Here is a 26,778-nt window from a genome sequence, read left to right on the forward strand (position 1 = left end):
GCAAGGCCCCATGGACCCGTCCTTCCTCGTCCTCCAGGCCTTGTCCGGTCTCGCCAGCGCCTCGTCGCTGTTCGTGATCGCCTCCGGGCTGACGATCGTGTTCGGCGTCACCCGGATCGTGAACTTCGCCCACGGCTCGTTCTACATGCTGGGGGCCTACATCGCGGTCACGATCGTGCCGCGGCTCCTCGACCTGTCGTACTCGCCGGCCGCGTTCTTCCTCGGGGTGCTGCTCTCGGCCCTCCTCGTCGGTCTGATCGGCGTCGCGGTCGAGGTCCTGCTGCTGCGCCGCATCTACCGGGTGCCGGAGCTGTTCCAGCTGCTCGCCACCTTCGGCATCGTGCTGATCGTCGAGGATCTGGTGCTGAAGGTCTGGGGCCCGGTCGACATCGCCGGCCCCCGGGCGCCCTCGCTGCGCCACGGCGTCGAGATCCTCGGCCAGCGCTTCCCCGCCTACGAGCTGGTGCTGATCGCCGTCGGTCCCCTGGTGCTGGGTCTCCTCTGGCTCCTCATGCACCGCACCCGCTTCGGGGTGCTGATCCGGGCGGCGACCCAGGACCGCGATATGGTCGGCGCGCTCGGCGTCAACCAGGCCCGTCTCTTCACCCTGACGCTGTTTCTCGGGGCCAGCCTCGCGGGGCTCGGCGGCGCGCTCCAGATCCCGCGCATCCCCGCCAACGCCCATATGGACCTCTCGGTCATCACCGATGCCTTCGTGGTCACGGTGATCGGCGGGATGGGCTCGGTGCCGGGCGCCTTCGTGGCGGCGCTCATCATCGGCCAGCTCCAGGCCTTCGGCATCCTGATCTTTCCGAAGGTGACGCTGGTCCTCGTCTTCGCCCTGATGGCGGTGGTGCTGGTGGTCAAGCCCTGGGGACTGTTCGGCCGGCCGGAAGCCGCCTCGGGCCGGGTGATGCCGCCGGAGGGAATTCCCGCCTTACGCCGCTTCCGCCCGGCCGAAACCGCGCTGGCCGGCCTTGCCATCCTCGCCCTGCTGGCGGTGCCGCTCGTCGGCGACGCCTACAAGGTCAAGGTCGCGACCGAGATCCTGATCTTCGCGCTCGCCGCCTTCTCGCTGCAATTCCTGGTCGGGGTCGGCGGCTTGGTGTCGTTCGGGCACGCGGCCTACTTTGGGCTCGGCGCCTACGCGGCGGGGCTCCTCGTCACCGGGCCGTTCAAGGCGCCGATGGAGCTGGCCCTCGTCGCGGCGCCGCTTGCCGCCGGCATCGGCGCGGCCCTGTTCGGCTTCTTCATCGTGCGGCTGTCGGGCATCTACCTCGCCATGCTGACGCTCGCCTTCGGGCAGATCGTCTACGCGGTCTGCTTCCAGTGGGTCGAGGTGACGGGGGGCGACAACGGCGTCGTCGGCGTCTGGCCGTCCTCCTGGGCTTCGGGCCGCAATACCTACTTCTACCTCGTCGCAGCCCTGTCGCTCACCGCGATCGTGCTCTTGCGACGGGTGATCTACGCGCCCTTCGGCTACACCTTGCGGGCGGCGCGCGATTCCGCCACCCGGGCCGAGGCGATCGGCCTCGACGTGCGCACCCATCGCTGGCTCGCCTTCACGCTCGCGGGCGCCGCGGCCGGGCTCGCGGGCGGGCTCTACGCCTTCATGAAGGGCTCGATCGACCCGACGCTGACCGGCATCCCGCTCTCGATCGACTTCCTGGTGATGGTGCTGGTCGGCGGCATCCAGACCGTGATGGGCCCGCTCGTCGGCGCCGCCTTCTTCCACGCGCTCAAGGACGCGGTGATGCCGCTGACCGAGTTCTGGCGGCTTCTCCTGGGGATCGCCATCATCGCGACCGTGCTCGCCTTCCCGCGCGGGCTCGCCGGTGCGGCGGAAGCCCTGCGCGGCCGCAAGATCGCCCCCAAACCGGTGGAGGTCTCGGCATGACGCTCCTCGTCGTCGCGGGCCTGACCAAGCGCTTCGGCGGCGTCGCCGCCGCCAAGGACGTGTCGTTCACCCTGGCGGCCGGCGAAATGCTGGCGATCATCGGGCCGAACGGCGCCGGCAAGTCCACCACCTTCAACATGGTGGGCGGGCAGCTCCGCCCCGATGCCGGAACCATCGCGCTCGACGGGCGCTCGATCGCCGGCCTGCCGGCGCGGGCGATCTGGAAGGCCGGCGTCGGGCGCACCTTCCAGGTCGCCCAGACCTTCGTGTCGATGACGGTGGCCGAGAACGTCCAGATGGCGCTCCTGTCGCATCACGGCCGCTCGCGCGGCCTGTTCCGGGATGCGAGCGCGCTCTACCGCGACGAGGCGTTGTCCCTGCTCGCCGGGGTCGGGATGCGGACGGACGCCGAGCGCCCGGTCTCGGAACTGGCCTATGGCGACGTGAAGCGGGTCGAACTGGCGGTGGCCCTCGCCTCCCGGCCCAAGCTGCTGCTGATGGACGAGCCCACTGCCGGCATGGCGCCGCGGGAGCGCTCGGGGCTGATGGCGCTCACCGCCGAGGTGGCGCGGACGCGCGGCATCGGCGTTCTCTACACCGAGCACGACATGGAGGCGGTCTTCGCCCATGCCGACCGGGTGCTGGTGCTGGTGCGCGGCGAGATCATCGCCGCCGGCACGCCGGAGGAGATCCGGGCGAACCCGCGGGTCAAGCAGGTCTATCTCGGCGAGGCCGGCACCGAGGCGGCGATGCGCGCGCGCCGGAAGGCGGTGGCATGAACGCTCTTCTCGACGTCTCGGGCCTGACGGCGTCGTACGGCCGGGCCCAGGTGCTGTTCGGCGTGACCCTGCGCCTGCGCCCCGGCGAGGTCGTGGCACTGATGGGCCGCAACGGCGCCGGCAAGTCGACGACGCTCAAGGCGATCATGGGGGTGCTGCCGCCGACCGGCGGCACGGTGTGGTTCGAGGGCCGGGCGGTCACCGGTTGGGAGCCGTTTCGCGTCGCCCGCCTCGGCCTCGGCTACGTGCCGGAGGAGCGGCGCATCTTCACCGACCTCACGGTGATGGAAAACCTCGAGGTCGGCCGCAAGGTGCCGGCGGACGGGCGCGCCGCCTGGACGCCGGACAAGCTGTTCTCGATCTTTCCCAACCTCGCCGAGATGCGCACCCGCCGGGCCGCCGCGATGTCGGGCGGCGAGCAGCAGATGCTCACCATCGCCCGGACCCTGATGGGCAATCCTCACGCGGTGCTGCTCGACGAGCCCTCGGAGGGTCTGGCGCCGGTCATCGTCGAGCAGATGGCCGACGCCGTGCTCCGGATGAAGCGCGAGGGCATCGCGGTCCTGCTCTCGGAACAGAATTTGAGCTTTGCCGGCGCGGTCTCGGACCGGGCCTACGTGATCGAGAAGGGCGCGATCCATTTCGAGGGGACGATGGCGGCGTTGGAGGCGGATGAGGCGGTGCGGGAAGCGTACCTGACGGTGTGAGGGGTTTTCCGGAGATGGCGCGGGATCCCCTCTCCCACGTCCAGTAGACTAACCCGTTACAAATGCGGGCGCTTTCCCCTCCCCCTTGTGGGGAGGGGCTATGGGGATCGAAGATCCCGCGTGGGGGTGGTGCCGCGTAGAGCGCAGCGCTTTATCCGGCACCACCCCCACCTCCAGCTCCTCCCCACAAGGGGGAGGAGAGGCGCGCTACTTTCAAAGGGTAGTGCATCGACACAGCGCCGGCCCCCCGCCGGCCCCCAACGAAACCGTTCGTAGGCGAATGATCGAGGTGTGACGTGAGACGCGTGGCAGGCATCGATGTCGGCGGCACCTTCACCGACCTTCTCCTGACGGAGGCGGACAAGTCCGGCGTGCGCGTGCGCCTCGCCAAGGTGCCGACGACGATCCGCAACCAGGCCGAGGGCGTGCTGGCGGCCATTCACGCCGCCGAGGTGGCGCCGAGCACCCTCGACCTCGTCATCCACGGCACCACCGCGACCACCAACGCGGTGCTGGAGCGCAAGACCGCCAAGGTCGGCCTCATCACCACGGAAGGCTTTCGCGATGTCCTCGAGCTCGGGCGCCGCACCCGGCCCAAGCCCTACGGATTGTTCGGCACCTTCGAGCCGCTGATCCCGCGCGAGTGGCGCCGCGAGGTGCCGGAGCGGATCATGGCGGACGGCGCGGTCCGTACCCCCCTCGACGAAGCGGCGGTGGCCGAGGCCGTGCGCGCCCTGCTGGCAGAGGGCTGCGAGGCCCTGGTGATCCACTTCCTGCACGCCTACGCGAATCCGGACCACGAGCTGCGCGCCGGCGCCATCGCCCGGGAGATCTGGCCGAACGCCTACATCACGCTGGGCCACGCGCTGCTGTCGGAGTTCCGCGAATACGAGCGCGGCACCACCGCCTCGGTCAACGCCGCGGTGCAGCCGATCCTCGACCGCTACATCCGCCGGCTCCAGGACGACCTGCGCGCCCAGGGCTTTTCCCGCGACCTGCTGGTGATGAACGGCAATGGCGGCACCGTGCCGGCGGGGCTCGTCGTCGAGGCGGCGGCCAAGACCGTGATGTCGGGCCCGGCCTCCGGGGTGATGGCGGCGGCGGCCACCCTCGCCCAGTCGGGGCTCACGAACGCCATCACCTACGACATGGGCGGGACCTCGACCGACGTGGCGCTGATCGCCGGCGGCGTCCCGGAGGTCTCGGCCGAACTGACCATCGATTACGGCCTGCCGATCCACCTGCCGATGGTCGACGTGCACACGGTCGGGGCCGGCGGCGGCTCGATCGCCTCCGTCAACCGGGCCGGGATGCTGCAGGTCGGCCCCGAGAGCGCCGGCTCCGAGCCGGGCCCGATCGGCTACGGCCGCGGCGGCGCCCGGCCGACCATCACCGACGCCAACCTGGTCCTCGGCCGCCTCGATCCGGCCCGGCTCACCGCCGTGCGGGCGGGAGTCTCGATCGAGACGATCCGCGAGGCCTTCGCCCGCGACCTCGCCGGGCCCCTCGGGATGAGCGTCGAGGAAGCGGCGGAGGCGGTGATCCGCCTGGGCAACGTCCATATGAGCGGCGCCATCCGCATGGTGTCCCTGTCGCGCGGCTACGACCCGCGCGACTTCGTGCTCTTCGCCTTCGGCGGCGCCGGTCCGCTCCACGCCGTGGCGCTCGCCCGGGAACTCGGCATCCCGGAAGTGCTGGTGCCGGCCCGGCCCGGCCTCACCAACGCGCTCGGCTGCCTCGTCGCCGACTTACGCCAGGACCGGGTCCGCACCCTCAACCGGCCCCTCGACGGGCTCGACATGGCGGATCTTCGCGCAGTCCTCGAGGAGCAGGCGGCGGATGCCCTCGCGATGGTGGCCGAGGAGCAGGCCGAGATCGAGGAGACCACGGTCACCTACGGGGCCGACATGCAGTTCCGCGGCCAGACCCACCTGATCCGCGTCGCCCTGCCCTCCCCGGAGATCGACCGCGCGACGCTCCAGGAGTTGTTCGAGGCGGCGTATTTCCGCCGCTTCCAGGTCCGGCTGCCGGAGATCCGGGCCGTGGTGGTCAACCTCGTCACCTCGGTGATCGGACGGCGAAAGCCCTTCCCGCTCGCGGCATTGATCGACGAGGCGGGTCGTACCGATCTGGCGGGTGCCCGCCTGGGCACCCGCCCGGTCTATGCCGGCGGCGCCTGGCACGAGGCCGCGATCTACACCCGCGAGGCCCTGCCGCTCGGCGCCGAGATCGTCGGGCCGGCCGTCATCCAGCAGATCGACGCCACGACCGTGATCGAGCCCGGCGCCACGGCGCGGGTCGATGCCATCGGCAATGTGAGGATCCGGGTATGAGCAGTCTCGATGCCCTCACCCTGGCGGTGATCCAGGCCGGGTTGCAGCAGGTCTGCAACGAGATGGACATCGCCTTCTCGCGCTCGGCCTTCTCCCCGGTGATCGCCGAGGCCGACGACCGCTCGGACGGGATCTACGACCGCGACACCGGCGCGCTGATCTCGCAGGGCGAGTACGGGTTGCCGGTCTTCGTCGGCACGATGCAGTATTCGACCGGGGAGCTGATCCGGCTGATCCGCGAGGGCCGGGTCGGAGCGCCGGAGCCCGGCGACATCTACATCGTCAACGATCCCTATCTCGGCGGCACGCACCTGATGGACGTGCGGTTCGTCAAGCCGGTCTTCGTCGCAGAAAAACTGTTCTGCTGGCTCCAGAATACCGGCCACTGGCCCGATATCGGCGGCATGGTGCCGGGCGGCTTCTCGGCCCATGCGACGGAGGTCGAGCAGGAGGGATTGCGCCTGCCGCCGGTCAAGCTGTTCAAGCGCGGCACGATGGACCAGGAGATCTTTTCCATCATCGCCTCCAACATCCGCGTCGCCGACCAGCGCATCGGCGACATCAAGGCGCAAGCGGCAGCCCTGATGGTCGGCGAGAGCCGGCTCACCGACCTGCTCAAGAAATACGGCCCCGACACGCTCGACGCGGCGATCAAGGAGATCCGCGCCCGCTCGGCCGAGCGGATGCGGGCCGAGATCCGCCAGATCCCGGACGGGACCTACACGTCCGAGGCCTTCGTCGATTCCGACGGCGTGGTGAACGAGCCCCTGCGCATCGCCCTCAACCTGACCAAGGCCGGCGACGGCCTCACCTTCGACTTCTCGGGCTCGTCACCGCCCTGCCGCGGCCCGATGAACTCGGTGGTGGCGACGACCTATTCGTCGGTCTACCTCGCGGTGAAGCACGTCTTCCCGGACGTGCCGATCAATGCCGGCACCTTCGAGCCGCTGACGATCCATCGGCCGGAGGGCACCTTCCTCGATGCGCGCTACCCGCGGCCCGTCTCGGGCTGCGCCGCGGAAGTCAGCCAGCGTATCGCCGAGGCCGTGTTCCTGGCCCTCGTCCAGGCCATTCCCGGCAAGGTGACGGCGGCGCCGGCCGGCACCTCGGGCAATTTCGCGCTCGGCGGCTTCGATCCGGCGAAGAACGCGCCTTACGTGATGTACCAGATCACCGGCGGCGGCTACGGCGGCAACGCCGCCCATGACGGGCTGTCGAACGGCTGCTCGACCATCGGCATCTCGAAGACCGCCCCGGTCGAGGTGATGGAGCAATACTACCCCGTCCTCTTCCGCCGCTTCGCGCTGCGCGAGGGTTCCGGCGGAGCCGGCGCCCATCGGGGCGGCTTCGGCGTGCATTACGAGGTGGAATTGCTGCGCGGCGAGGCCCGGGCCTCCTTCGTGATGGATCACGGCCGCTTCGGCCCGCCGGGGGTGCTCGGCGGCGGGGACGGGGCGCCGAACGTGGTGCGCATCCACCGCGACGGGGAGACGATCGTCCCGCTCCACCTGTCGAAGGACCAGAACATCGCGATCAAGGCCGGCGACCGGGTCGAGGTGATGACCCCGGGCGGCGGCGGCTACGGCGCGCCGGAGACCCGCGACCCCGCCCTCGTCGCCCGCGACCTGCGCCGGGGCTACTACCGGGCGGACGACACCGAAACCTTGTGGGGGAGCCGATCATGAGCGCCGACAGCCTCTCCACCGAAGCCCGCTCCAAGAAATTCGGCGCGCAGGAGGCCGACGGCATCGTGCGCTGCGATGCCTGCCCGGTCCTGTGCCGGATCCGGCCCGGCCGCTCCGGCGCCTGCTCGCGCTACGCCAACGAGGACGGCCACCTCGTGCGCACCGACCCGGTCGTGCTGCTGCACGACGCGGCGGAATCCGGCCGGAAGCTGGTGCCGTTCGGGGCGGCGGAATGGGACGGGCGGGTGCTCGATCCTTCGCGCACCTTCGTCACCGGCATCGGCGCCGGCACCACCTATCCGGACTACAAGCCCGCTCCCTTCATCGTGGCGAGCGAGCACGCGGGCGTCGAGACCGTCACGGTCGTGACCGAGGGCATCTTCAGCTATTGCGGCGTGAAGGTGAAGATCGACACCGACCGCCATCTCGGCCCCGAGCGCGCCGCCATCCGGGTCAACGGCGAGGAGGTCGGCCACGTCACCACCGCCGAATACGGCTCGCAGATGCTGTCGGTCGGCGGCGTGCGCCACCTCACCGGCGGCTCGAAGAAGGAGGGCACCGTCACCTGCGACACGCTGCTCCGCCTGTGCGCGGGCGAGCCCGTGACGATGACGATCGAGAACGGCCACGAGGTCGTGGTCCAGGCCGGTCACGCGCCGATCGTCGACGGGGTGCCGGAACAGCGCATGCGCGTCGGCTGCGGCTCGGCGACGGTCGGCATCTTCGCGAAGCAATGGCTGGGACACGCCGACGAGGTGATCGTCGTCGACGACCACATCACCGGCGTGCTCACCGAGCACCAGGCCGGCAAGGTGCTGGGCATGCGCCCGGCCGGCATCCGGGTGAAGGGCCGGCGCTCGACGCCGGGACGCTACTTCCAGGTCGCCAATCCCGGCATCGGCTGGGGCGGCACCGACATCGCCGACCCCCTCGGCATCATCCAGGCGATCGATCCCGCCACCGCCTGGCCGGGCCTGCGCCTCCTCATGACCTCGACCACTGGGGAACACGCCCTCTGGCTCGTCCTCGACGACGACCTGAAGCCCGTGCCGGCCGAGATGCCGGCCCCGGTGCAGGCCGTGGTCGACCGCATCGGCGAGAATTGCGAGCCCTCGCTCTGCACCGTGCTGTTCATGGCCGGGGCCGGCGGTTCCCTGCGGGCCGGGGTCACCGAGAACCCGGTGCTGCTCACCCGCTCGGTCGCCGCCGGCGAGACCCGGGTGACGATGGGCGGCGCGCCGGTCACGGTCTGGCCCGGCGGCGGCATCACGGTGATGGCCGACGTGACCCGGCTGCCGAAGAACGCCTTCGGCTCCGTGCCGACCCCGGCGATCGTGGCGCCGATCGAATTCACCCTGCCGCGCGATCTCTATGCCCGCTTGGGGGGGCACGACGGCGACGTGGTGGCGATGACGGACGTCCTGCGCGAGGTCGGGCCGGCCGCCCGGATCGACGGCTGGAATCCCGATCATCCCTGGCCCGCCGGGGCGGTCGCATGAGCGCGCCTCGCGCGAGCGCCGCGCCCTTGCCCGCATCCTTGCCCGCATCCTTGCCCGATCCGGAGATCGACCCCGAGGCGATCCGCACCTACAGGGTCGAGGATCAGATCGGCTACCTGATCCGCCGGGCGCATCAGCGCGCCTCGGCGATCTTCGAGACGGTGATGCGGGACTTTTCCGTCACGCCGGTGCAGTACGCCGTGATGTGCAAGCTGCACGATCTCGGAGCGACCTCGCAGAACCAGGTCGGGCGCCTCGTCGGCGTCGATCCGGCGACGATGTTCGGCGTCGCCCGCCGCCTCACCACCCGCGGCCTGGTGCGGCCGACCTCCGACGAATCCGATGCCCGGCTGGTGCTGCTGACCCTGACCGCGGAGGGGATCGGGGTGATCGAGGCGATGAAGAGCCGCGGCGCCGAGGTGACGGCCCGCACGCTCGCGCCCCTCTCCGCCACGGAGGCCGCCGAGCTGACCCGCCTGCTTGCCCGGCTCGGCTGAGCGATGGACGGCCCGGCGCACCAGGTCCTGGCGGATGGGCGGCTGCACCTCCAGCACGGCCCGATCGATCTGGTGCTGCGCGCCTACGGGGTGGACGCCGCGGTCGCCGAGGCGCACCATGCGGCCATCGCCCGCTTCGCGACGGTCCTGGGCGAGCTGGTCGGCGAATTGCCGGAATTGCGCAAAGGCATGAGCGAGCACCCCCGGGTCGATGGTCGAATCGCCAGCCGGATGGTCGCCGCGTGCCGGCCGCACAAGGCGTTCGTCACGCCCATGGCCGCGGTGGCCGGCGCGGTGTCCGACGAGATCCTGGCGGCGATGTGCGAGGCCGCTCCCCTCGACAAGGCCTTCGTCAACGATGGCGGCGACATCGCGCTGCACCTCACCGAGGGCGAGACCCTGGCGGTGGGCGTGGCGGCGGATTTCTCCCGCGGCCCGGTGCCGGCGATGAACGGCCGGGTCACCTTGCGCTACGAAGACGGGATCGGCGGCATCGCCACCTCCGGGCGGCAGGGCCGTTCCTTCTCCCTCGGGCTCGCCGATTCGGTGACGGTGCTCGCCCGCGACGCCGCCGGCGCCGACGCCGCCGCGACGCTGATCGCCAACGCGGTCGACCTGCCCGGTCATCCGGGTGTCCGGCGCGTCCCCGCCACCGATCTCGACCCGGATTCCGATCTGGGCTCCCGCCTCGTCACCGTCGCGGTGCCGGTGCTCTCGGGACGAGAGATCGACGACGCCCTCGCGGCCGGCCTGCAGCGAGCGTCATCGATGCGCGCCGCCGGCCTGATCCGCTCCGCCGCCCTGATGCTCCAGGGCCGCTCCGTCATTCTCGAGGACAGAAGGGAGATCCGCCCATGATCGAGGTCCGCAAGATCGTCGTCACCGTCGAGGAGGTCCGCCACGACGGCGGCCCCGCCCTCGCCCACCCCATCCTCAAGGGCGCCGTCGCCTGCCTGGTGAAGAACCCCTTCGCCGGACGCTACGAGCCCGAGATCACCCCGATGATGGAGGCGTTGAAGCCGCTCGGCGTCGAATGCGCCCGCAAGCTCCTCGACGCGCTCGGCGGCGATCCCGGCCGGATCGAGGCCTACGGCAAGGGCTCGCTGGTGGGAGCGTCCGGCGAGCTGGAGCACGGGGCTTTGTGGCACGTGCCCGGCGGCTACGCGATGCGCGAATTGCTGGGCCAGGCGCTCGCCATCGTCCCGTCGATGACCAAGGTCGGGCCGATGGGCGCCTCCCTCGACGTGCCGATCCACCACAAGGACGCGGCCTATGTCCGCTCGCATTTCGACGGCGTCACCGTGGCGGTGGCGGACGGTCCGCGCGCCGACGAGATCCTGTTCGCGCTGGCGATGACCACCGGCGGGCGCCCGCATGCCCGGGTCGGCGGGCTGACGAAGGACGCGATCGGGAAGTGGGACGGGCAGCGTTGAACGGACGAGCCGCGCGGGGGCGTCAGGCCGCCCCGCGCTCCACGGCCTCCGGCCACGGCCCGGAACTCGCCTCGACGCGGTTGCGGCCGTTGCGCTTGCAGCGGTAGAGCGCGGCGTCGGCCCGGGCGACGAGGCTGTCGGTACTCTCGCCGGGGATCAGCGTCGCGACACCGAAGGAGCAGGTACGGGAGCCGACCTCCGGCAGGGACGTCGCCTCGACGCGCAGGCGCAGTCGCTCGGCGATCACCGAGGCCGCCGCGAGGTCGGCGTCCGGGCAGAGCAGCATGAACTCCTCGCCGCCCCAGCGGCCGAGGATGTCGGCGGGCCGCACCGCGTCGCGCAGGAGCGCCGCGAAGGCGACCAGCACCTGATCGCCGACCTTGTGGCCGTGCCGGTCGTTGACCGACTTGAAGTTGTCGACGTCGCCGAGGACCAGCGACAAAGGCGCGCCGCTCGAGGCCGCCCGCTCCGCCGCCTCGGCCAGGGCCTCGTCGAGCTTGCGCCGGTTGAACAGGCCGGTCAGCAGGTCGGTATGGGCCAGGGCCTCGAGATCGCGGGTGCGCTCGGCGATCCGGTCCTGCAGCGTCGCGTTCATCTCGCGCAGGTCGCGCATCAGGGCGGCGTTCTCCTCGAAGGAGCGCCGCAGCCGGTCGCGCATGGTGTTGAGCGCGTTGGCGAGCGCATGCAGCTCGTTGCGCCCGCCGGCCTCGATCGTGAGCGGCGGCGCCGCCAGGGTGTCGGCGTCGATCCGGGCGAGGTAGGAGCGGATCTGGTCGAGCGGCCGGCCCACCATGGTGCGGATGACCAGATAGAAGATGAACCACAACATCAGCGACTTGATCGCCGAGTTGATCAGGATCACGTAGAGCGTGTTCTTGACCTGGTCGATCGCGATGCTGTCGTCGGAATGGACGGTCCAGGATCCGATCGGATAGAGGCGGCCGTTCTCGTCGGTATGCACGACCGGGAAGGTGCGGCTGAACGGGGTGCCGAAGCTGCGTGTCGCCGGCATCTCGTCGTTGCGGCCGATATGCCGGATCTTGCCGGCTTCGTCGGTGAAGGTGCCGGTGGCCTGGACCCGCCGGCCGGCCTCGTCGCGGACCTCGACGCCCACCACCGCCGGGATCTCCTTCATGCCCGCCAGGATGCCGCGCAGCACCTCGGCGTTGTAGCGCCACATCGCGTCCTCGATGCCGGGGCTGAAGGTGCGCTGGAGCGCCGCCACGTCGTCCTGCAGGCGCTGGCTCGCCGCCCGGTAGGCCACGAGCATCTGCACGGCCGTGAGGCCGACGGCCACCACGATGTAGCAGCCGAAGATCATCCGCATCAGACGGCCGGCGAGCGCCGGGTCCCGGGCCGGCGGGCCGGCGGCGAAGATCCTGCGGATCGAGCGAAGGATCGCCATGCCCTAGGCGAGGCTCCGGGCGAGGCGAACCCGCAGGACGGATACGGACAGGACGGTCGTGCATAGCCGCAGACGGCAGCGTCCCGTTCCCATGTCTGTCTCCGCCCTGTCCGACGCACGCAAGTCTGTTAGACTCGGGGCCGACATTCAAGATCCGGTTAAGCGCCGAGGCTGCCGCATCATAGCTATAAATTCCTAAATCCCACCCATACGAACGGACTCCTCCGCTGCGGCAAGCCGAGCATGCGGGCCGGAACGGCCCGCCTCGACGCAAAGCGACCGGAACGGACGTGCGCAACTTACTGCGTTCCATTCCTGCGAACGCGTCGCCGGCTCAAGCGAATTCTACCGCTCCGGTTCGATTGAGCGTGCATCGTGGGCGGAAAGGCACGCTTGCGTCCCGGCCGAGCCGCCGCGCCTTCTCGCCGCCTGGAATCCGGAAGCCGCGGCACGACCGGCGCCGGGCGACGGGTGCGAATCGATCCGACGTCTCGAGAAGCTCATCCCGGCACCGCCTCGTCCGGCAGGACCGCCCTCTCCTGCCGCGGCCCCAGGCAGGCGACCTTCGCCGCCAATCCGAGGGAGGCCATGAACGATCGGGGCAACGTCGCCCGTGCAAAAGGCCGCAGCGCGCTCCAGGATCGAAGCCTGGAGCGCGCTGCGGCCCGTCATCTTTTCGGTCGATCTTCTCCGAGGGCGCCGCCGACCCGTCATCCAGGCCGCGGCGCCCCCTCGTTCGGCCGATCGAGGCTCAGTAGTTCGAGCCGGCGCGGCGGCGGGCCATGAAGGCGTCGAACTGCTCGCGGTCGCGGGCGCGCTTCAGCTCGTCCACGAACTCGGTGAAGGCGCGGCTCTCCTCCTCGAGGCGGCGGCGCTCCTCTTCGAGGCGCTCGATCTCCTTGCGGCGATACTCCTCGAAGGCCCAGTTGCCGCTGTCGTGGCGGGCCGCACTGAAGCCGGAGAAGCCCGAGAACCCGTTGCGGAAGGAGCGCTCGGCGAAGGACTTCATCTCGTTGAGAGCCGGATAACCCATGAGCTTCCACACCACGTAGGCCGCGGCCAACGGCCACGCATAGATGAAACCGATGACGATCGCGCCGATCTCGAGCGAGCGGCGCGGGAAGGGGCCATTGCGGCAGCCGCGGCCGCTCGACCAGGGGGCAGAGGAATACGACACGTCACGATCTCCCGCAGGATGTGAATGTGAACGACATTTACATGCGGGGTCGCCGCGGCGGTTTCAAGGAGGAGCACGCAGCTAAAAATCGGGACGGTGCGGCGGGCGGGGTGCGTGGCCGTGGCGCCCGGGACCGTTGCCGGCAAAGTCGTTTAGCCGACAGCGCAACAAGAAATGACTTTTATACAAGCAAGAAACAAAATGTGCCGCAGCAACAACAGACGCTCGCAATTTAAATTGTGACGAGATTATGAATATGCGCAAAGCGTAGCGATTTCTTAAGCGTGCGGCACGGGCGGGGGAGCCGGACGGCCGGCCGCCTGGGGGATCTCGCGCCATGCTCTTCAGATACAGCGTCTCGCTCATCGCGCTCGCCGCGGCCGCGCTCTCGGCCGAGGGCGCCAGTGCCCAGACCGCCACCATCGCGCCAACCGGCGCCAACGTGCTGAACCTGCTCAGCCCGTTCCTGAGCCTGAACGCCACGGCGACCGGCCGGGCGACGCTGCAAGCGAACCTCGACCGGGCCGTCTTCACCAACAACACCGCGACCTTGCGGCAGCAGCAGCTCGCGATCAGCGACAAGAACCTGCTCGGCTCGGCCACCAACACCCTGTCGTCGGCGGGCCTCGGCACCTACGGCGCCGGCGCCAACCTGGCCGGCGGCCTGCCGGCCCAGACCGTCGTCAACGGCATCGTGCCGCAGCAGCCGGTCGGCGGCCTCGGCCCGGTGCTCGGCCCGATCTACGTCGCCGGCACCGCCGCGGGGACGAACGGCCCCCTCGGCAGCGTGGTGAACCTGCTCGCGCGCGCCTACGGCTTCACCGGCAACGATCTCGGCGTCGCCAAGAACTACTTCGCCAACGGTGCGGCCACCAACCCGAGCACGACGCCGCCGAACTACGTGCCGGTCCCGGCCGTCGCGCCGGCCGGCTACAGCGTGCCGACCTTCAACGGCCTGCCCAATACCCGCGACAGCGTCTACGACTTGGCCTACGGCGTGACCAACACGCAAGCAGGCCAGGACGTCTACGGCTCGTCGCGCCCGATCCAGGTCGCGCAGGGCCGCTACAATATCTTCGACCCGACGGCGCTGAACGGCATCAGTACCAACCCGTCCTTCCCGAGCGGCCACACCACCTACGCCTTCACCGACGGCATCCTGCTGGCGATGACCACGCCGCAGGCCTACCAGTCCATGCTGATGCGGGCCTCCGAATACGGCGAGAGCCGCATCGTGCTCGGGGTGCACTACCCGCTCGACATCATCGGCGGCCGGGCGCTGGCGACCTACGACCTGGCGCAAGGTCTCACCAACCCGCTCTACATCAACAACGCCGCGACCACCGGCACCGCCATCGACCTGCCGAGCCTGTACAACCAGGCTTCGAGCCAGATGCAGATCTATCTCGCGGCCCAGTGCGGCGCCTCGGTGGCGGCCTGCGCGGGGGTCGCCGCGAACAACCCCTACCTGCCGTCGGCGGCGAACCAGGCCCTCTACCAGCAGCGCCAGAGCTTCGGCCTGCCGACCCTGAGCTTCGCTCAAGGACCGCGCGAAACGGCCCCCGCGGGCGGGCCCGATGCCTCGATCCTGCTCGCCCCGATCTACGGCGGCAGCTCCGCGGCGGCCCAGCGGATCGCCCCGAATGGCGGGCTCTCCGGCACGCTGGCCACGGACACGATCAACCAGATCGTCGTCAACACCGAGTCGCCCGCGCTCACCGCCCTCTACGGCACGCCGCTCAGCTACTGGAGCCGCGTCGACCTGTATTCGGCCGCCGGCTATTTCGGCAACGTCATCGGCACCCTGCAGATGGCCGCCACCGACCGGCTGACCACCGACGTCGCCATCGGGAATACCGGCGCACTCTTCGCCAACGGCTCCATCACCGGTCAGGTCACGGTCGGCGCCGGCGGCCTGCTCGGCGGCACCGGCACGGTCGGCGGGATCGTGGCGCAATCCGGCGCCACGGTCGCCCCCGGCAACTCCATCGGCACCCTGTCGGTCGCCGGCAACGCCGCCTTCGCACCCGGCTCCACGCTCCAGGTCGAGGCCAATGCGAGCGGCCAGTCCGACCGCCTCGCCGTCACCGGCGCCGCCACCCTCCAGGGCGGTACCGTCCAGGTGCTGGCGCAGAACGGCCGCTACGACCCCCGCACCGGCTACACCATCCTGTCGGCCAACGGTGGCGTCACCGGCACCTTCGCGGGCGTCTCCTCCACCCTCGCCTTCCTCACCCCGACGCTCCGCTACCAGCCGGCGGAAGTCGACCTGACGCTCACCCGCAACGACATCGCCTTCGCCACCATCGCCCGGTCCCGCAACCAGGCGGCGGTCGCCAACGCCGTCCAGGGTGCCGGGTCGGGCGCGGGCCTCTACAACCGGACCGTCGGCCTCACCACGCCGGAGGCCGTCACCGCCTTCCAGGCGCTCACCGGCGACATCCACGCCAGCTCGGTCTCGGCCGCATACGAGACCGCGTTCTTCGTCCGCGAGGCGATCCTCGACCGGCTGCGCGGGTCGGGCGAGGCCACCCGCGACTACGGCAGCCTGCCCGCCACCTACACCGCCGACCTGCCCGGCCGCGCCGCCCCGGTCGCCCCGGTGCCGGTGCGGGTGCTCGATCCCCGCGTGTTCGGCCTGTGGGGCCAGGGCTTCGGCAGCTTCGGCCAGGCCCGCAGCGATGGCAACGCCGTCACCCTCAACCGCGACACCGCCGGCTTCGTGCTCGGCGCCGATCTGCGGCTGGAGAGCGGCATCACGCTCGGTGTGGCCGGCGGCTACACCCGCACCACCCTCGACGCACCCGGCCAGACGGCGAGCGGTACGATCGAGAGCGGGTTCGGCGGCGTCTATGGCGGCACCGAGGCCGGCCCCTTCGCCCTGCGCCTGGGGGCGGTCTATGCCGACAACAGCCTGCGCCTGCGCCGCAGCGTGGTCTTCCCCGGTGTCTCGGAGACCGAGAGCGCCCGCTACGGCGGTTCGACGGTGCAGGGCTTCGGCGAGATCGGCTACCGGATCGCGCTTGGAGCAGGCGTGCTCGGCAAGGCCTCGGTGGTCTCGGCATCCTACATCGAGCCGTTCGTGGGCGGGGCCTATGTCGGCATCGATCGCGACCGGTTCGCCGAGACGGGTGGCGTCGCGGCCCTGAGCGGCGCCTCGCGGTTGTCGGAGATCCCGACGCTGACGGCGGGCGTGCGCGGGCAGACGGAGGTCGATCTGGGCTTCGGCGCCCCGGTGTCGCTGCACGGGCTGGTGGGCTACCGGCGCGCCTTCGGGGACGTGATCCCGACGGCGTTGCTGGCCTTCGGGACGGGCCCGAGCTTCGTGACGGCGGGGATCCCGATCACCCGGGACGCGCTGGTGGCCTCGGCGGGGATGGATCTGCGGGTGTCGCGGGCGGCGACGATCGGGGTGTCGTATACCGGCCAGGTGGGTTCGCGGGCCGAGGACCACGCGGTGAAGGGGACCTTCACCTACCGGTTCTGAGCCTCGGCACAGGTGGGAAAGGGGGCGTGGCGCGAGCCGCGTCCTTTCATCGTGAATGGGCGCTCGCGGTGTCGCCCCCACCGGGGAGGCGGGACCGGCAACGAACCTGGGCCGACGAAGCGGATGGTGCTTTTTTCCAGAACGAGCCGGACGGGCCCCTGGCCGACCGCATCACCCCGCCTCATCGTCCCGGCGGCGCCATCCCCTTCTCCTCCAGGATCGGCGCGGCATCGGGGCCGGCAAGGTCGCGCAGGAGCGCCGATGCGGCCTCAGCCTGTTCGGCCCCCGCCGGGATCTTGCCCGCATAGGTCGTGACGTTCTGCACCTCCGCCGGAAGCGGGCCGACGAGGCGTGTGCCGGCGACGGCCAGCAGCTCGCTCGTCTGCTGCAGCGCGAGGTCGGCCTCACCCGAGACGAGGCGCGACGCCGCGAGGCCGCCGCGCACCAGCACGAGCTTGTCCTTCATCCGGTCCGCGATGCCGAGGCGCTCGAAGAGCCCCGCGAGGTAGATCCCGCTCGATCCGCCGGAGGCCGGATCCACCATGGCGACGGCCCGCGCCCGCAGCAGCGCCTCGCGGAAAGCCGCCGGGGTGGCGATGTCCGGCAGCGGCGCCCCGTCCCGGACCGCGACACCGATCCCGACCTTGGCGAGCGGCACCGGCGGCGCGCCGGCGAGGCGGGCCTCGCGGATCAAGTCGGAGAGGACATCCAGCGTCAGAATGACGAGGTCGGCCCGGGCGCCGCCGCGGATCGCCTGCGCGATCGCTCCGGCAGTGTCGTTGCGCATCGTGACCTTGTGGCCGGTGCGCTGCTCGAAACGCGGCACCAGAACCGCCGCGACGGGCTTGTACGCCCCCGTGGTCAGCAGCGTGATCTCCGCCGCCTGCGCTGGCGCGCCGAGGGCGAGGATGAGGGAGGCTCCGCCGCCCGCGCGGCGCAGGCCTCGGATCAAGGTCGTCAGTCGGCGCATGTCGGGCTCCCGGGACGGAGGCCGCGTGCCCGGCCCTCCCCCACCGTTAGCCGATGCCTACGCGCTTCAGCGAGCGAAATCCGAGAAGCCGCCCGTCACCGCACCCGAGGCCGCGAGCGCCGCCCGGCTCGCCGGCGCCGTCAGGGCGGCGAGTTCCTCGGCATAGGCGTAGCCCGGGGCCTCGCCCGGGAAGCCGCCCGCGGTGGCGGGGTGCAGGTAGAGCTCGGTCAGCCCGTCCGGCAGGTGGCGCAGCAGGCCCTCGACCCTGGCCGGATTCATGGCGCCCGACCAGGCGAGGCCGAGCACGCCGTCGGGGGTGAGCAGACCGGCGCGCCGGGCCCGGGCGCGCAGCAGGGCCGCCCAGGGCGCCGTGTCGAGGGCGAGGCCCGGATCGGCGCCGGGCTCGGCGCGGCGCAAGGCCTCGCGCGATTCCCGCGGCACCCGGATCGCCCGCATCCCGTAATCGCGTCCGATCGCCAAAACCATTCCGGCGATGATCGGGTGGATGTGGAAGTGCTTGTGCGCGTTGACGTGGTCGAGGGGCAGCCCGGTCGCGCGAAACGCCTCGAACTGCGCCCGGATCTCGGCGGCGAGCTGGTGGCGGGCGCTCCGTTTCAGCGCCAGATCGAGCCCGAGCCGCCCCTGGTCGGCCCGTATCAGCCCGGCGGCGTCCACGAGATCGGGCAGGTCGGCAGCCGGCAGGGTCGGCCAGGCCTCGACCATCACGAGGTGCAGGCCCACCCGCAGCGACGGCATCGCGCGGGCACGCGCCACCGCATCCGCGGCGCCGGGCGCCGACACCATCAGGCTCGCGGCGGTGAGGATGCCGTCGCGGTGGGCCCGCTCCACCGCCTCGTTCACCTGGGTCGAGAGGCCGAAATCGTCGGAGGTGACGACGAGGCGCTTGGCGGGCTTGGGCATGGGCTCGGTCTCTCGACGTGAAAGAGCCTCCCCGTCCGGCGGGACGGGGAGGCTCGCACCCGCCATCAGGCGGGACGGTCGGTTGCGGGGCTTACGCCGCCTTCTTGGACACGCCCTGGCGCTCGCGCAGGAAGTGCCAGAACTCGACGCCCTCGCGCAGGCGGCGCTTCATCATGTCGGGCGAGCGGACCATCTCGCTGACGATCGAGGCGATCTTCGGGGCGCGGAAGTAGAACTTCTTGTAGAACTCCTCCACCGAGTTGAAGATCTCGGTGTGGGACAGGTGCGGGTAGTGCAGCGGCGCGATCTGCACGCCGTTCTCGTCGACGAGCTCGGCGTTGTCCTTGTCGAGCCAGCCGTTCTCCACCGCCTGCTTGTACAGGAAGGTGCCCGGATAGGGTGCTGCGAGCGAGACCTGGATGGTGTGCGGGTTGATCCGCTTGGCGAAGGCGATCGTCTCCTGGATCGTCTCCTTGGTCTCGCCCGGCAGGCCGAGGATGAAGGTGCCGTGGATCGCGATGCCGAGGTCGTGGCAATCCTGGGTGAACTTCTCCGCGACCTCGACCCGCATGCCCTTCTTGATGTTGTGCAGGATCTGCTGGTTGCCCGACTCGTAGCCGACCAGCAGCAGGCGCAGGCCGTTCTCCTTCAGGACCTTCAGGGTCTCGCGCGGCACGTTGGCCTTGGCGTTGCACGACCAGGTCACGCCGAGCTTGCCGAGCTCGCGGGCGATCTCTTCCGCGCGCGGAAGATTGTCCGTGAAGGTGTCGTCGTCGAAGAAGAACTCCTTGGTCTGCGGGAATTCCTTCAGGCAGTACTTGATCTCCTCGATCACGTGAGCGACCGAGCGGGTGCGGTAGGTGTGGCCGCCGACCGTCTGCGGCCACAGGCAGAAGGTGCAGCGCGACTTGCAGCCCCGGCCCGAATAGAACGAGATGTAGGGGTGCTTGAGATAGCCGATGAAGTACTTCTCCATCTGCAGGTCGCGCTTGTAGACCGAGGTCACGAACGGCAGCTGGTCCATGTCGGTCATGATCTCGCGGTCCGGATTGTGGACCACGACACCGTCGGCGTTGCGGTAGGAGAGACCCTTGATCTCCGCCATCGGCACGCCCTCGGCGACCTCCTTGACGGTGAAGTCGAACTCGTTGCGGGCGCAGAAATCGACCGAAGGGGCCTGGGCCATCGAGCCGGCGGCATCGACCGCGACCTTGGCGCCGATCAGGCCGGCGATCAGCTTCGGGTTCTTGGCCTTCAGCGCCTCGATCGTCTTCACGTCCGACTTGAAGGACGGCACCGAGGTGTGCAGCACCACGAGGTCGAAGTCGTTGGCCTGGGCCACGATCTCCGGCAGCTTGATGTCGTGCGGCGGCGCGTCGATCAGCTTGGAGTTCGGCACGAGCGCGGCGGGCTGGGCGAGCCAGGTCGGGTACCAGAACGACTTGATCTCGCGCTTGGCCTGGTAGCGCGAGCCGGCGCCGCCGTCGAAGCCGTCGAAGGTGGGGGCCTGGAGGAAGAGGGTCCGCATCATCGGGAAGGTGTCTCAACAGAGGGGAGCCGCATCGGCGGCCGGAGAGGCCGCCGGGCGGCCCGATGAGATGTCTTTTAAGTCGAGGGAGCGCCGGACTCGCGGGCGAGGCCGGAATCCGGGATCAGCGTGCCATCCGCAACGACCCGATAATCATGACCTTTCCAAGTCACGGCGCCGGACATGAAGCACCAGGCGAAGCCGGCGAAGGACAGGAGGTCGCGGATCGGCAGCAGCCAGTAGGGGTGCGGCTCGAGGCCGAAGGCCCGCTCGACCCGCATGCACAGCACGATCCGGCAGGCCAGTGCCAGGGCGGCGGCGGCGAGCGTGTAGGGACCCGAATCGGGCAGCAAAGCCGCGATCAGCGCCAGCGGGAAGGCGTGGGTGACGAGCGTGCCGGCATATCCCACCGGATCGACGTTGCGGATCGTGCGGTTCCAGCGGGTCTCGTGCCGCCACAGGCCAGCGAGCGAGGTATCGACGCAAGTGTGCCCGATGGTGAAGTTCGGGATCGCCACGATCCCGCCCTGGGCCCGGAGCGCCGCCCCGAGGGTGTAGTCGTCGGCCAGATCGTTGCGGATCGCCTCGAAGCCGCCGATCCGGGCGAGCACCTCGGTGCGGAACGCGATGGTGGAGCCGAAGCAGGGATCGGCGAGCCCCAGCCCGGTGCCCATCAGGACGTTGGGCAGGAACTGGGTGTCGATGGCGAGCGCCGAGAGATGCGCGAAGGCGCCGCGATTGGCCGGCACGCCGTGATAGAGGCAGGTGACGCCCGACACGCCCGGCTGGGCCAGTTCGGCGACGATGCGCTCGAGATAGTCCGGCGCCACCACCATGTCGCTGTCGGCCAGCACCACCACCTCGTGGGCGATGAGCCCCGCCATGTTGATGAGGTTCGAGACCTTGCGGTTCGAGCCGTGCTGGCGGGCGTCGATGACGAGGTCGATGCGTAAGGAGGGGTGCTCGGCCTGGAGCCGGTGCACCACGGCGATCGCCGGATCGGCGGCGTTCTGCACCCCGAAGATCACCTGCACGGCGCCCGCATAGGCCTGGGCGCAGAAGGTGGTGAGGTTGGCGTGCAGGTTCGGCTCGTCGCCGCAGAGCGGCTTGAGCAGGGTCACGGAGGGGCGGGCCGAGCCGGCGGGCAGGCGCGGCACCGGGCGCCGGGCGAGGCGCCCAGCGAGCCACGCGGTGGTCAGGCCGTACACGCACCCGGCGAGCGCCAGGACGATCAGGGGGGCGGAGATCCAGGTCCATTCCATGGCGAGGGGCGATCCCTGGGAGGAGTTGGCGGCGCGGGGGGCGCGGCGGGCAATGTTGTTGAGGGTGCGATCGAAGGGTTGACGGCCGGTATTCGTCGGTCGTCAACTTTCCGAAGCAGTCTGGCCGATGCGGCTTGGGCGAAGCTGGTCGGACGGGGCTAGGTGGCCGAGGCTACTTGGCCGAGGCTACTTGGCCTTGGGCGCCGGGGCGGCGAGCATCGTCTCGGTCGATTTCTTCAGGTGGGCCAGCAGGGCGTCGGCTCCCCCCTCCTGCAGCGGCTCGGTGAAGCCGGTGCGCAGGGTGCCCGCCTCGCTCACCGTGCCCTGAAGGAAGACGTCGGTGATCTTGTTGTCGGCGTTCAGCACGTAATCGACCGGGGAGGTGTCGCCGCTGCCGTCGGTCACCGTGACGTGGACGATGCGGCCCTTGCCGCGCGGCTCGCTCTTCGGGTCGATGGCGAAGGTGCTGCCACTGGCGGCCCCGAGCCGGGTGGCGTAGGTCGCCGCCAGGTAGGGCTCGAAGGCGGCGACCAGCGCCTGCTGCTTGTCGGCCGGGATCTCCTTCCAGCGGGTGCCGACGCCGAGGCGCAGCATCTCCGGCAGGTCGAAATTCTCCTTCATCGGGCCGGCCAGGGTCTCGGCGCGGGCGCGCACGTCGGCGGCCTTCAGCGCCGCCTCGAGGGCATCGGTCATGCGCCGCACGGTGGCGACCGCCGGATCGCCCTCCCCGGCCGCAGGCGCGGCGGGAGCGGCGGCATTCTGGGCCAGGGCCGGCAGCGCCGGCATCAGGAGGCCTGCGATCACCAGGTTGCGCAGGGTCTCGCGTCGGGTCTGCACCAGGTTACTCTCCTTTGCCGTCGACGGGCGCCGCGGCGTAGCCGTAGGCGGCCACATGGGCCTGCCGCGGACGAAGCCATGTCCGCAGGGCCGCGCCGATCCCGGCCGCGGGGGAGCGGCCCTGATCGGCTTCGTTTTCCATGGCGTGCCAGAGCATCAGGCTCGGCAGCCCGACCGCGAGGTCGGCCAGCCGCTTGATCAGCGACAGGGCCAAAGCCGCCTCGGCCGGAATGCCGAACACCGCGCAGAGCGCGATCAGGCCGCCTTCCTGGGCGCCGAGCGCGCCGGGTACCGCGAAGGCGGCGCCGCGCACGGCCTGCGCCAGGCTCTCGATCACGATCGCCTCGAGGAAGCCGACCTCGTAGCCCATGAAGCGCAGCGCGATCCAGACCTCGAAGGTGCCGATCACCCAGCCGAACAGATGCGTGCCGATGGCGGCGACGATGCGGCCGCGGGCGGCGTAGAGGCCGCGCAGGCGCTCGAACAGCACGTCGACCGCGCCGAAGATCCGCCACTCGCGGCCGCCCGCGAAGCGGTTGATGGCGGCCTGGAGCAGGCTCTGGCCGAAGCGGCGCTGCACCAGGTAGAAGGCGACGAGGGCCGGTGCCGCCACCACGAGGCCCAGGCCCACGTAATGCACGATCGGCCCGTCGCCCCCGAGCGCCACCAGGATGCCGAGACCGGCCACGGTGAACAGGAATTGCGTGAGCGCCTGGATCATCAGGTCGACGAGGGTGCTGGCGCCCGACAGGGATCCGGGCACCCGGTGCAGGGTCAGGAGCCTGGCGCCGATCAGGTCGCCGCCGACCTGCGCGACGGGCAGCAGGGTGTTCACCCCCTCGCGCACGAAGCGCACGCTGACGCAGGCGCGCAGCAGCGGCCTCTCGCCGCGGGGAAACACGATCCACCAGCCGAGGCCCGCCCAGGCGACGGCCACGACGCGCGCCACCACGACCAGCACGGCGCCCCAGCCGGACGCCCACAGGGCCGCCGCGACCGCCTCCGGTCCCGAGGAGACGAACAGGCCGATCACGGTGCAGAGGCCGGCGATCAGGCCCAGTGTCGTCAGTCGCTTCATGACCCTCTTTCTGTCGCAGCGGCGGCGGCCTCGAGGGGGCGCGCCATTCCGGCAACGGAGTCGAAACAAAGCAGCGCCGTTGCACCCCGGCACGTTGCAGCTTTGATGGGCGCTGTCTATCACCGCCCGGACACAGTGCCGGCGAAACCGGCACTCACCACCGGCGCGGCTTTTCGGCACAAGCAAGGCCGCCCCAGCATCGCCGCAAGCTCACTTTACGGCGCATCGTTCTCCCCGCCCCAGCTCCGGCTGGCGGGGGCCGGATACGCGAAAGAAGGCCGCTCGTGACGGCCGCCAGGGGACGAACAGCATGGATCGGGAGACGACCTTCGAGGCCGAGCGCGGCGCGCTCGACGACACGACCGCGCACGACCTGACGGCCCTCGGGGGCGAGGCGCCCGGCCGCGCCCCGTCGCCGCAATCGCCCGTCATGGCCTGGAACGAGTGGGACCCGCTGGAGGAGGTGATCGTCGGCTCGCTCGACGGCGCCACGATCCCGACCCACCACCTGACGGTGATCTTCAACCTGCCGCGGGCCGCCCAGCCGTTCTACCGGCTCGCCTCCGGCTGGAAGTATCCCGGCTTCATGAAGAAGCTGGCTCAACAGGAGCTGGACGGCTTCATCAAGATCCTGGCCGGCGAGGGCGTGAAGATCCGCCGTCCCGATTCCGTGGATTTCTCGAAGAAGTTCCGTGCGCCGCGCTGGTCGTCGCGCGGCTTCTGCGTCGCCTGCCCGCGCGATCCGTATCTGGTGATCGGCGACGAGATCATCGAGAGCCCGATGTGCTGGCGCTCGCGCTACTTCGAGGGCGACGCCTACCGCTCGCTGTTCAAGGAGTATTTCCGGGCCGGCGCGCGCTGGACCTCGGCGCCGCGGCCCCAGCTCACCGACGAGCTGTACAATTACGACTACCGGGTGCCGAACCTGAAGGCCGGCGAACCGATGCAGTTCACGGTCAACGAGTTCGAGCCGGTCTTCGACGCGGCCGACTTCGTGCGCTGCGGCCGCGACCTGTTCGTCACCCGCTCCAACGTGACCAACCTGATGGGCATCGAGTGGCTGCGCCGCCATCTCGGCCCGGGCTTCCGGATCCACGAGATCGAGAGCCGCTGCCCGCAGCCGATGCACATCGATTCGTCGTTCATGCCGCTCGCCCCCGGCAAGGTGCTGGTCAATCCCGACTACATCGACGTCGAGAAGCTGCCGGCGGTGCTCAAGAAGTGGGACGTGCTGATCGCGCCCCGCCCCGACCCCGTCGAGGGCTTCATGAGCAAGATCTCGATGTGCTCGCCCTGGACCTCGATCAACGTGCTGGCCATCGACGAGAAGAAGATCGTGGTCGATGCGAGCCAGCCGACGCTGATCAAGGCGCTCAAGGACTGGGGCTTCGACCCGATCCCGACGCCGTTCCTGTCCTACGGCCCGTTCGGCGGCTCGTTCCACTGCGCCACGCTGGACGTGCGCCGGCGTGGGCCGCTGAAGTCCTATTTTTAGGCGGCGTTCGGCGTCGTCGATACCTCTTCCCCTCGTCGCCTACGGCGGGGCGGTTCGGGAGCAGGAATGGCGCGGGCTTTCTCCTCTCCCCGCGGGCGGGGAGAGGGCTGTGTCCCCCTTGCCGGGGACACAGCAAGCCCGCAGGGCGAGGGTGAGGGGGTCTCGACGAGTGAGGCTCCTCCGGAAGCACCCCCTCACCCTCGCTCCGGCTCCGCCTCCGCTTGCCGCGTCTCTTGAACAGAGACACGGCCCTCTCCCCGCCCGCGGGGAGAGGGGAAAGCCCGCGTCTCGTTCTTGTGCCGGGGCGTTCCTCGAATACTCTGTTTTCCCGACGAAACTCGTCATCGCGACGGCGTTTCTGCCGTAGCGGGAGGCCGAGCGCCTCCGACGCCCCCTGCCCCATTCGCACTTTCCTCACCATCCATCGGCCATGCTGAGGGCCGGCGCGTGACGCGGCACAGGGCCGTCCGCCACCCGAAAGCCGTCGCCCGATGAGGATCCTGGTACTCGGCGGCTACGGCCTGATCGGCGCCGCGGTACTCGCGCGGCTGCTCGAGGCCGGTCACGAGATGGTCGCCCTCGGGCGCGACGTCACGGCGGCGCGACGGCGTTTCCCGGAAGCGACCTGGATCGCCCGCGACATCGCGGCGTTGAGCGAGCCGGCCGCCTGGCACCCGGTGATCGCCGGCTGCGACGCGGTGGTGAACTGCGCCGGCGTGCTCCAGGATGGACCCGGCGACGACGTGCGCGCCGTACAGGACATCGCCATGCGGGCGCTGTTCCGGGCCTGCGCCGAGGCCGAGATCGCCAAGATCGTGCAGATCTCCGCCGTCGGTGCCTCCGCCGACGCGCGGACCGCGTTCATGCGCACCAAGGACGCGGCCGATGCCGCGCTGGCGCAACTCGACCTCGACTGGACGATCCTGCGTCCGGGCCTGGTGCTGGCCCCCACCGCCTATGGCGGCACCGCCCTCCTTCGGGCGCTCGCCTCGATGCCGCTGGTCATGGCCCTGGTCGGCGGCGCCGGGCCGATCCAGACCGTGCATGTCGACGACGTCGCCGAGGCCGTGCGCCTCGCCGTCGAGGGGCGGGTGCGGCCGCGAGCGGCCTACGACCTCGTCGAGGACGAGGCCCACTGCCTGGCCGAGGTCGTCGCCGCGTTCAGGGCCTGGCTCGGCCATCCCCCGGCCCGGCTCGTGGCGGTCCCGCGATTCCTCGTCCGGCCGGCGGTCGCCTTCTGCGACGGGCTCGGGCGGCTCGGCTGGCGCTCGCCGCTGCGCAGGACCGCCCTCGTGCAGGTCACCGAGGGCGTCACCGGCGATCCCGGCCCCTGGCGGCGCGCCGGCGGCCCGGCACCGACGGGCTTGCGCGCCAGCCTGCGCCGCCTGCCCTCCACCGTCCAGGAGCGCTGGTTCGGCCGGCTCTGGCTCCTGAAGCCGGCCGTCATCGGCGGTCTCGCGTTGTTCTGGCTGGTCTCGGGCCTCGTCGGCCTCGTGCGGTTCGATGCCGCGGCGACGATCCTGACCGATCGGGGCGTCGGACCGGCCGCCGCCGGTGCCGCGGTCGCGGCCGGCATCGTCCTCGATCTGGTCCTCGGAGCCGCGATGCTGGTACGGCGCCTGATGCCGCTCGCCGCTTCGGGGATGATCGGCGGCACGCTGGCCTATTGGGCGGCCGGGACGTGGCTCGCCCCCGATCTCTGGGTCGATCCCCTTGGCGTTTACGTGAAGACGCTACCCGCCGCGCTCCTGGCGCTGGTCGCCCTTGCGCTCGCCGCGGAGCGCTGAG

At 70.7% G+C, this 26,778-nt stretch carries 20 protein-coding genes; 12 read left to right on the top strand and 8 right to left on the bottom strand.

The window, feature by feature from the left end; translation table 11 throughout:
- The first annotated feature begins 10 nt into the window (after nt 1-10).
- From HBB12_RS16800 to HBB12_RS16840, 9 genes are all read left to right on the top strand, one after another.
- Entirely contained in the window at nt 11-1,897 is a 1,887-nt protein-coding gene (locus HBB12_RS16800) for an ABC transporter permease (RefSeq protein ID WP_236990394.1), read from the top strand.
- The gene (locus HBB12_RS16805; RefSeq protein WP_236990395.1) at nt 1,894-2,676 is read left to right on the top strand and encodes an ABC transporter ATP-binding protein; all 783 of its coding nucleotides are present in this window, start codon (nt 1,894-1,896) and stop codon (nt 2,674-2,676) included. The genes HBB12_RS16800 and HBB12_RS16805 overlap by 4 nt, the downstream gene beginning before the upstream one ends.
- Nucleotides 2,673-3,383, top strand: coding sequence for an ABC transporter ATP-binding protein (locus HBB12_RS16810; RefSeq protein ID WP_236990396.1), 711 nt, complete (start codon nt 2,673-2,675; stop codon nt 3,381-3,383). The genes HBB12_RS16805 and HBB12_RS16810 overlap by 4 nt, the downstream gene beginning before the upstream one ends.
- A 296-nt stretch (nt 3,384-3,679) precedes the next feature.
- Nucleotides 3,680-5,716: a hydantoinase/oxoprolinase family protein gene (locus HBB12_RS16815; protein ID WP_236990397.1), complete on the top strand. Its 2,037-nt coding sequence runs from the start codon at nt 3,680-3,682 to the stop codon at nt 5,714-5,716.
- Nucleotides 5,713-7,401 (top strand): hydantoinase B/oxoprolinase family protein, encoded by a 1,689-nt coding sequence (locus HBB12_RS16820; protein WP_236990398.1) that lies wholly within the window; start codon nt 5,713-5,715, stop codon nt 7,399-7,401. The genes HBB12_RS16815 and HBB12_RS16820 overlap by 4 nt, the downstream gene beginning before the upstream one ends.
- A complete protein-coding gene (locus HBB12_RS16825; RefSeq protein ID WP_236990399.1) occupies nt 7,398-8,900 on the top strand; it encodes a 6-hydroxynicotinate reductase in 1,503 nt (500 codons plus the stop codon). Before HBB12_RS16820 ends, HBB12_RS16825 begins: the two co-directional genes overlap by 4 nt.
- Nucleotides 8,897-9,397 carry a MarR family winged helix-turn-helix transcriptional regulator gene (locus HBB12_RS16830; protein ID WP_236990400.1) on the top strand — a complete coding sequence of 167 codons (501 nt, stop codon included), beginning with the start codon at nt 8,897-8,899 and terminating at the stop codon, nt 9,395-9,397. The genes HBB12_RS16825 and HBB12_RS16830 overlap by 4 nt, the downstream gene beginning before the upstream one ends.
- A gap of 3 nt (nt 9,398-9,400) precedes the next feature.
- Complete coding sequence (locus HBB12_RS16835; protein ID WP_236990401.1) at nt 9,401-10,255, top strand: UPF0280 family protein; 855 nt, start codon at nt 9,401-9,403, stop codon at nt 10,253-10,255.
- On the top strand, nt 10,252-10,830 hold the full coding sequence (locus HBB12_RS16840; protein ID WP_236990402.1) for an amino acid synthesis family protein: 579 nt from the start codon (nt 10,252-10,254) through the stop codon (nt 10,828-10,830). Before HBB12_RS16835 ends, HBB12_RS16840 begins: the two co-directional genes overlap by 4 nt.
- A gap of 22 nt (nt 10,831-10,852) precedes the next feature.
- On the opposite strand, the gene HBB12_RS16845 is transcribed toward HBB12_RS16840, so the two are convergent.
- Nucleotides 10,853-12,235: a GGDEF domain-containing protein gene (locus HBB12_RS16845; protein ID WP_236990403.1), complete on the bottom strand. Its 1,383-nt coding sequence runs from the start codon at nt 12,233-12,235 to the stop codon at nt 10,853-10,855.
- Between the two features lie 751 nt (nt 12,236-12,986).
- The gene (locus tag HBB12_RS16850) at nt 12,987-13,412 is read right to left on the bottom strand and encodes a DUF2852 domain-containing protein (protein ID WP_236990404.1); all 426 of its coding nucleotides are present in this window, start codon (nt 13,410-13,412) and stop codon (nt 12,987-12,989) included.
- A 337-nt stretch (nt 13,413-13,749) separates the two neighbouring features.
- Between HBB12_RS16850 and HBB12_RS16855 the strand changes: the two genes are divergently transcribed.
- Entirely contained in the window at nt 13,750-16,899 is a 3,150-nt protein-coding gene (locus HBB12_RS16855) for an autotransporter family protein (protein ID WP_236990405.1), read from the top strand.
- A 181-nt stretch (nt 16,900-17,080) separates the two neighbouring features.
- Here HBB12_RS16855 and HBB12_RS16860 read toward each other — a convergent pair whose 3' ends face one another.
- The 6 genes from HBB12_RS16860 to HBB12_RS16885 all read right to left on the bottom strand — a co-directional run bounded on the left by HBB12_RS16860 (nt 17,081) and on the right by HBB12_RS16885 (nt 23,495).
- Complete coding sequence (locus HBB12_RS16860) at nt 17,081-17,869, bottom strand: molybdate ABC transporter substrate-binding protein (protein ID WP_236990406.1); 789 nt, start codon at nt 17,867-17,869, stop codon at nt 17,081-17,083.
- Nucleotides 17,870-17,935: 66 nt separating this feature from the next.
- The gene (gene hpnK / locus HBB12_RS16865) at nt 17,936-18,790 is read right to left on the bottom strand and encodes a hopanoid biosynthesis-associated protein HpnK (protein ID WP_236990407.1); all 855 of its coding nucleotides are present in this window, start codon (nt 18,788-18,790) and stop codon (nt 17,936-17,938) included.
- Nucleotides 18,791-18,881: 91 nt separating this feature from the next.
- The gene (gene hpnJ, locus HBB12_RS16870; protein WP_236992806.1) at nt 18,882-20,318 is read right to left on the bottom strand and encodes a hopanoid biosynthesis associated radical SAM protein HpnJ; all 1,437 of its coding nucleotides are present in this window, start codon (nt 20,316-20,318) and stop codon (nt 18,882-18,884) included.
- Between the two features lie 77 nt (nt 20,319-20,395).
- Complete coding sequence (gene hpnI / locus HBB12_RS16875; protein WP_236990408.1) at nt 20,396-21,580, bottom strand: bacteriohopanetetrol glucosamine biosynthesis glycosyltransferase HpnI; 1,185 nt, start codon at nt 21,578-21,580, stop codon at nt 20,396-20,398.
- A 186-nt stretch (nt 21,581-21,766) separates the two neighbouring features.
- Nucleotides 21,767-22,417, bottom strand: a complete 651-nt coding sequence (locus tag HBB12_RS16880) for an MlaC/ttg2D family ABC transporter substrate-binding protein (protein ID WP_236990409.1) — start codon at nt 22,415-22,417, stop codon at nt 21,767-21,769.
- A 4-nt stretch (nt 22,418-22,421) separates the two neighbouring features.
- On the bottom strand, nt 22,422-23,495 hold the full coding sequence (locus tag HBB12_RS16885; protein WP_236990410.1) for a lysylphosphatidylglycerol synthase domain-containing protein: 1,074 nt from the start codon (nt 23,493-23,495) through the stop codon (nt 22,422-22,424).
- A 310-nt stretch (nt 23,496-23,805) separates the two neighbouring features.
- Between HBB12_RS16885 and HBB12_RS16890 the strand changes: the two genes are divergently transcribed.
- Nucleotides 23,806-24,990 (top strand): amidinotransferase, encoded by a 1,185-nt coding sequence (locus HBB12_RS16890; RefSeq protein ID WP_442919282.1) that lies wholly within the window; start codon nt 23,806-23,808, stop codon nt 24,988-24,990.
- A 491-nt stretch (nt 24,991-25,481) separates the two neighbouring features.
- On the top strand, nt 25,482-26,777 hold the full coding sequence (locus HBB12_RS16895) for an NAD(P)H-binding protein (protein ID WP_236990411.1): 1,296 nt from the start codon (nt 25,482-25,484) through the stop codon (nt 26,775-26,777).
- The last annotated feature ends 1 nt before the right edge of the window (nt 26,778 follow it).

Origin of the sequence: Methylobacterium sp. SyP6R, assembly GCF_019216885.1 — a bacterium.
Taxonomy (GTDB): domain Bacteria; phylum Pseudomonadota; class Alphaproteobacteria; order Rhizobiales; family Beijerinckiaceae; genus Methylobacterium.

What these genes read in the sequence shown, in the direction of transcription:
- HBB12_RS16805 (WP_236990395.1), top strand. Translation starts at nt 1,894, where the DNA reads ATGACGCTCCTCGTCGTCGCGGGCCTGACCAAGCGCTTCGGCGGCGTC.
- HBB12_RS16855 (WP_236990405.1), top strand. Translation starts at nt 13,750, where the DNA reads ATGCTCTTCAGATACAGCGTCTCGCTCATCGCGCTCGCCGCGGCCGCG.
- HBB12_RS16820 (WP_236990398.1), top strand. Translation starts at nt 5,713, where the DNA reads ATGAGCAGTCTCGATGCCCTCACCCTGGCGGTGATCCAGGCCGGGTTG.
- HBB12_RS16825 (WP_236990399.1), top strand. Translation starts at nt 7,398, where the DNA reads ATGAGCGCCGACAGCCTCTCCACCGAAGCCCGCTCCAAGAAATTCGGC.
- HBB12_RS16810 (WP_236990396.1), top strand. Translation starts at nt 2,673, where the DNA reads ATGAACGCTCTTCTCGACGTCTCGGGCCTGACGGCGTCGTACGGCCGG.
- HBB12_RS16895 (WP_236990411.1), top strand. Translation starts at nt 25,482, where the DNA reads ATGAGGATCCTGGTACTCGGCGGCTACGGCCTGATCGGCGCCGCGGTA.
- HBB12_RS16800 (WP_236990394.1), top strand. Translation starts at nt 11, where the DNA reads ATGGACCCGTCCTTCCTCGTCCTCCAGGCCTTGTCCGGTCTCGCCAGC.
- HBB12_RS16860 (WP_236990406.1), bottom strand. Translation starts at nt 17,869, where the DNA reads ATGCGCCGACTGACGACCTTGATCCGAGGCCTGCGCCGCGCGGGCGGC.
- hpnK (WP_236990407.1), bottom strand. Translation starts at nt 18,790, where the DNA reads ATGCCCAAGCCCGCCAAGCGCCTCGTCGTCACCTCCGACGATTTCGGC.
- hpnJ (WP_236992806.1), bottom strand. Translation starts at nt 20,318, where the DNA reads ATGCGGACCCTCTTCCTCCAGGCCCCCACCTTCGACGGCTTCGACGGC.
- HBB12_RS16840 (WP_236990402.1), top strand. Translation starts at nt 10,252, where the DNA reads ATGATCGAGGTCCGCAAGATCGTCGTCACCGTCGAGGAGGTCCGCCAC.
- HBB12_RS16835 (WP_236990401.1), top strand. Translation starts at nt 9,401, where the DNA reads ATGGACGGCCCGGCGCACCAGGTCCTGGCGGATGGGCGGCTGCACCTC.
- HBB12_RS16830 (WP_236990400.1), top strand. Translation starts at nt 8,897, where the DNA reads ATGAGCGCGCCTCGCGCGAGCGCCGCGCCCTTGCCCGCATCCTTGCCC.
- hpnI (WP_236990408.1), bottom strand. Translation starts at nt 21,580, where the DNA reads ATGGAATGGACCTGGATCTCCGCCCCCCTGATCGTCCTGGCGCTCGCC.
- HBB12_RS16890 (WP_442919282.1), top strand. Translation starts at nt 23,806, where the DNA reads ATGGATCGGGAGACGACCTTCGAGGCCGAGCGCGGCGCGCTCGACGAC.
- HBB12_RS16845 (WP_236990403.1), bottom strand. Translation starts at nt 12,235, where the DNA reads ATGGCGATCCTTCGCTCGATCCGCAGGATCTTCGCCGCCGGCCCGCCG.
- HBB12_RS16885 (WP_236990410.1), bottom strand. Translation starts at nt 23,495, where the DNA reads ATGAAGCGACTGACGACACTGGGCCTGATCGCCGGCCTCTGCACCGTG.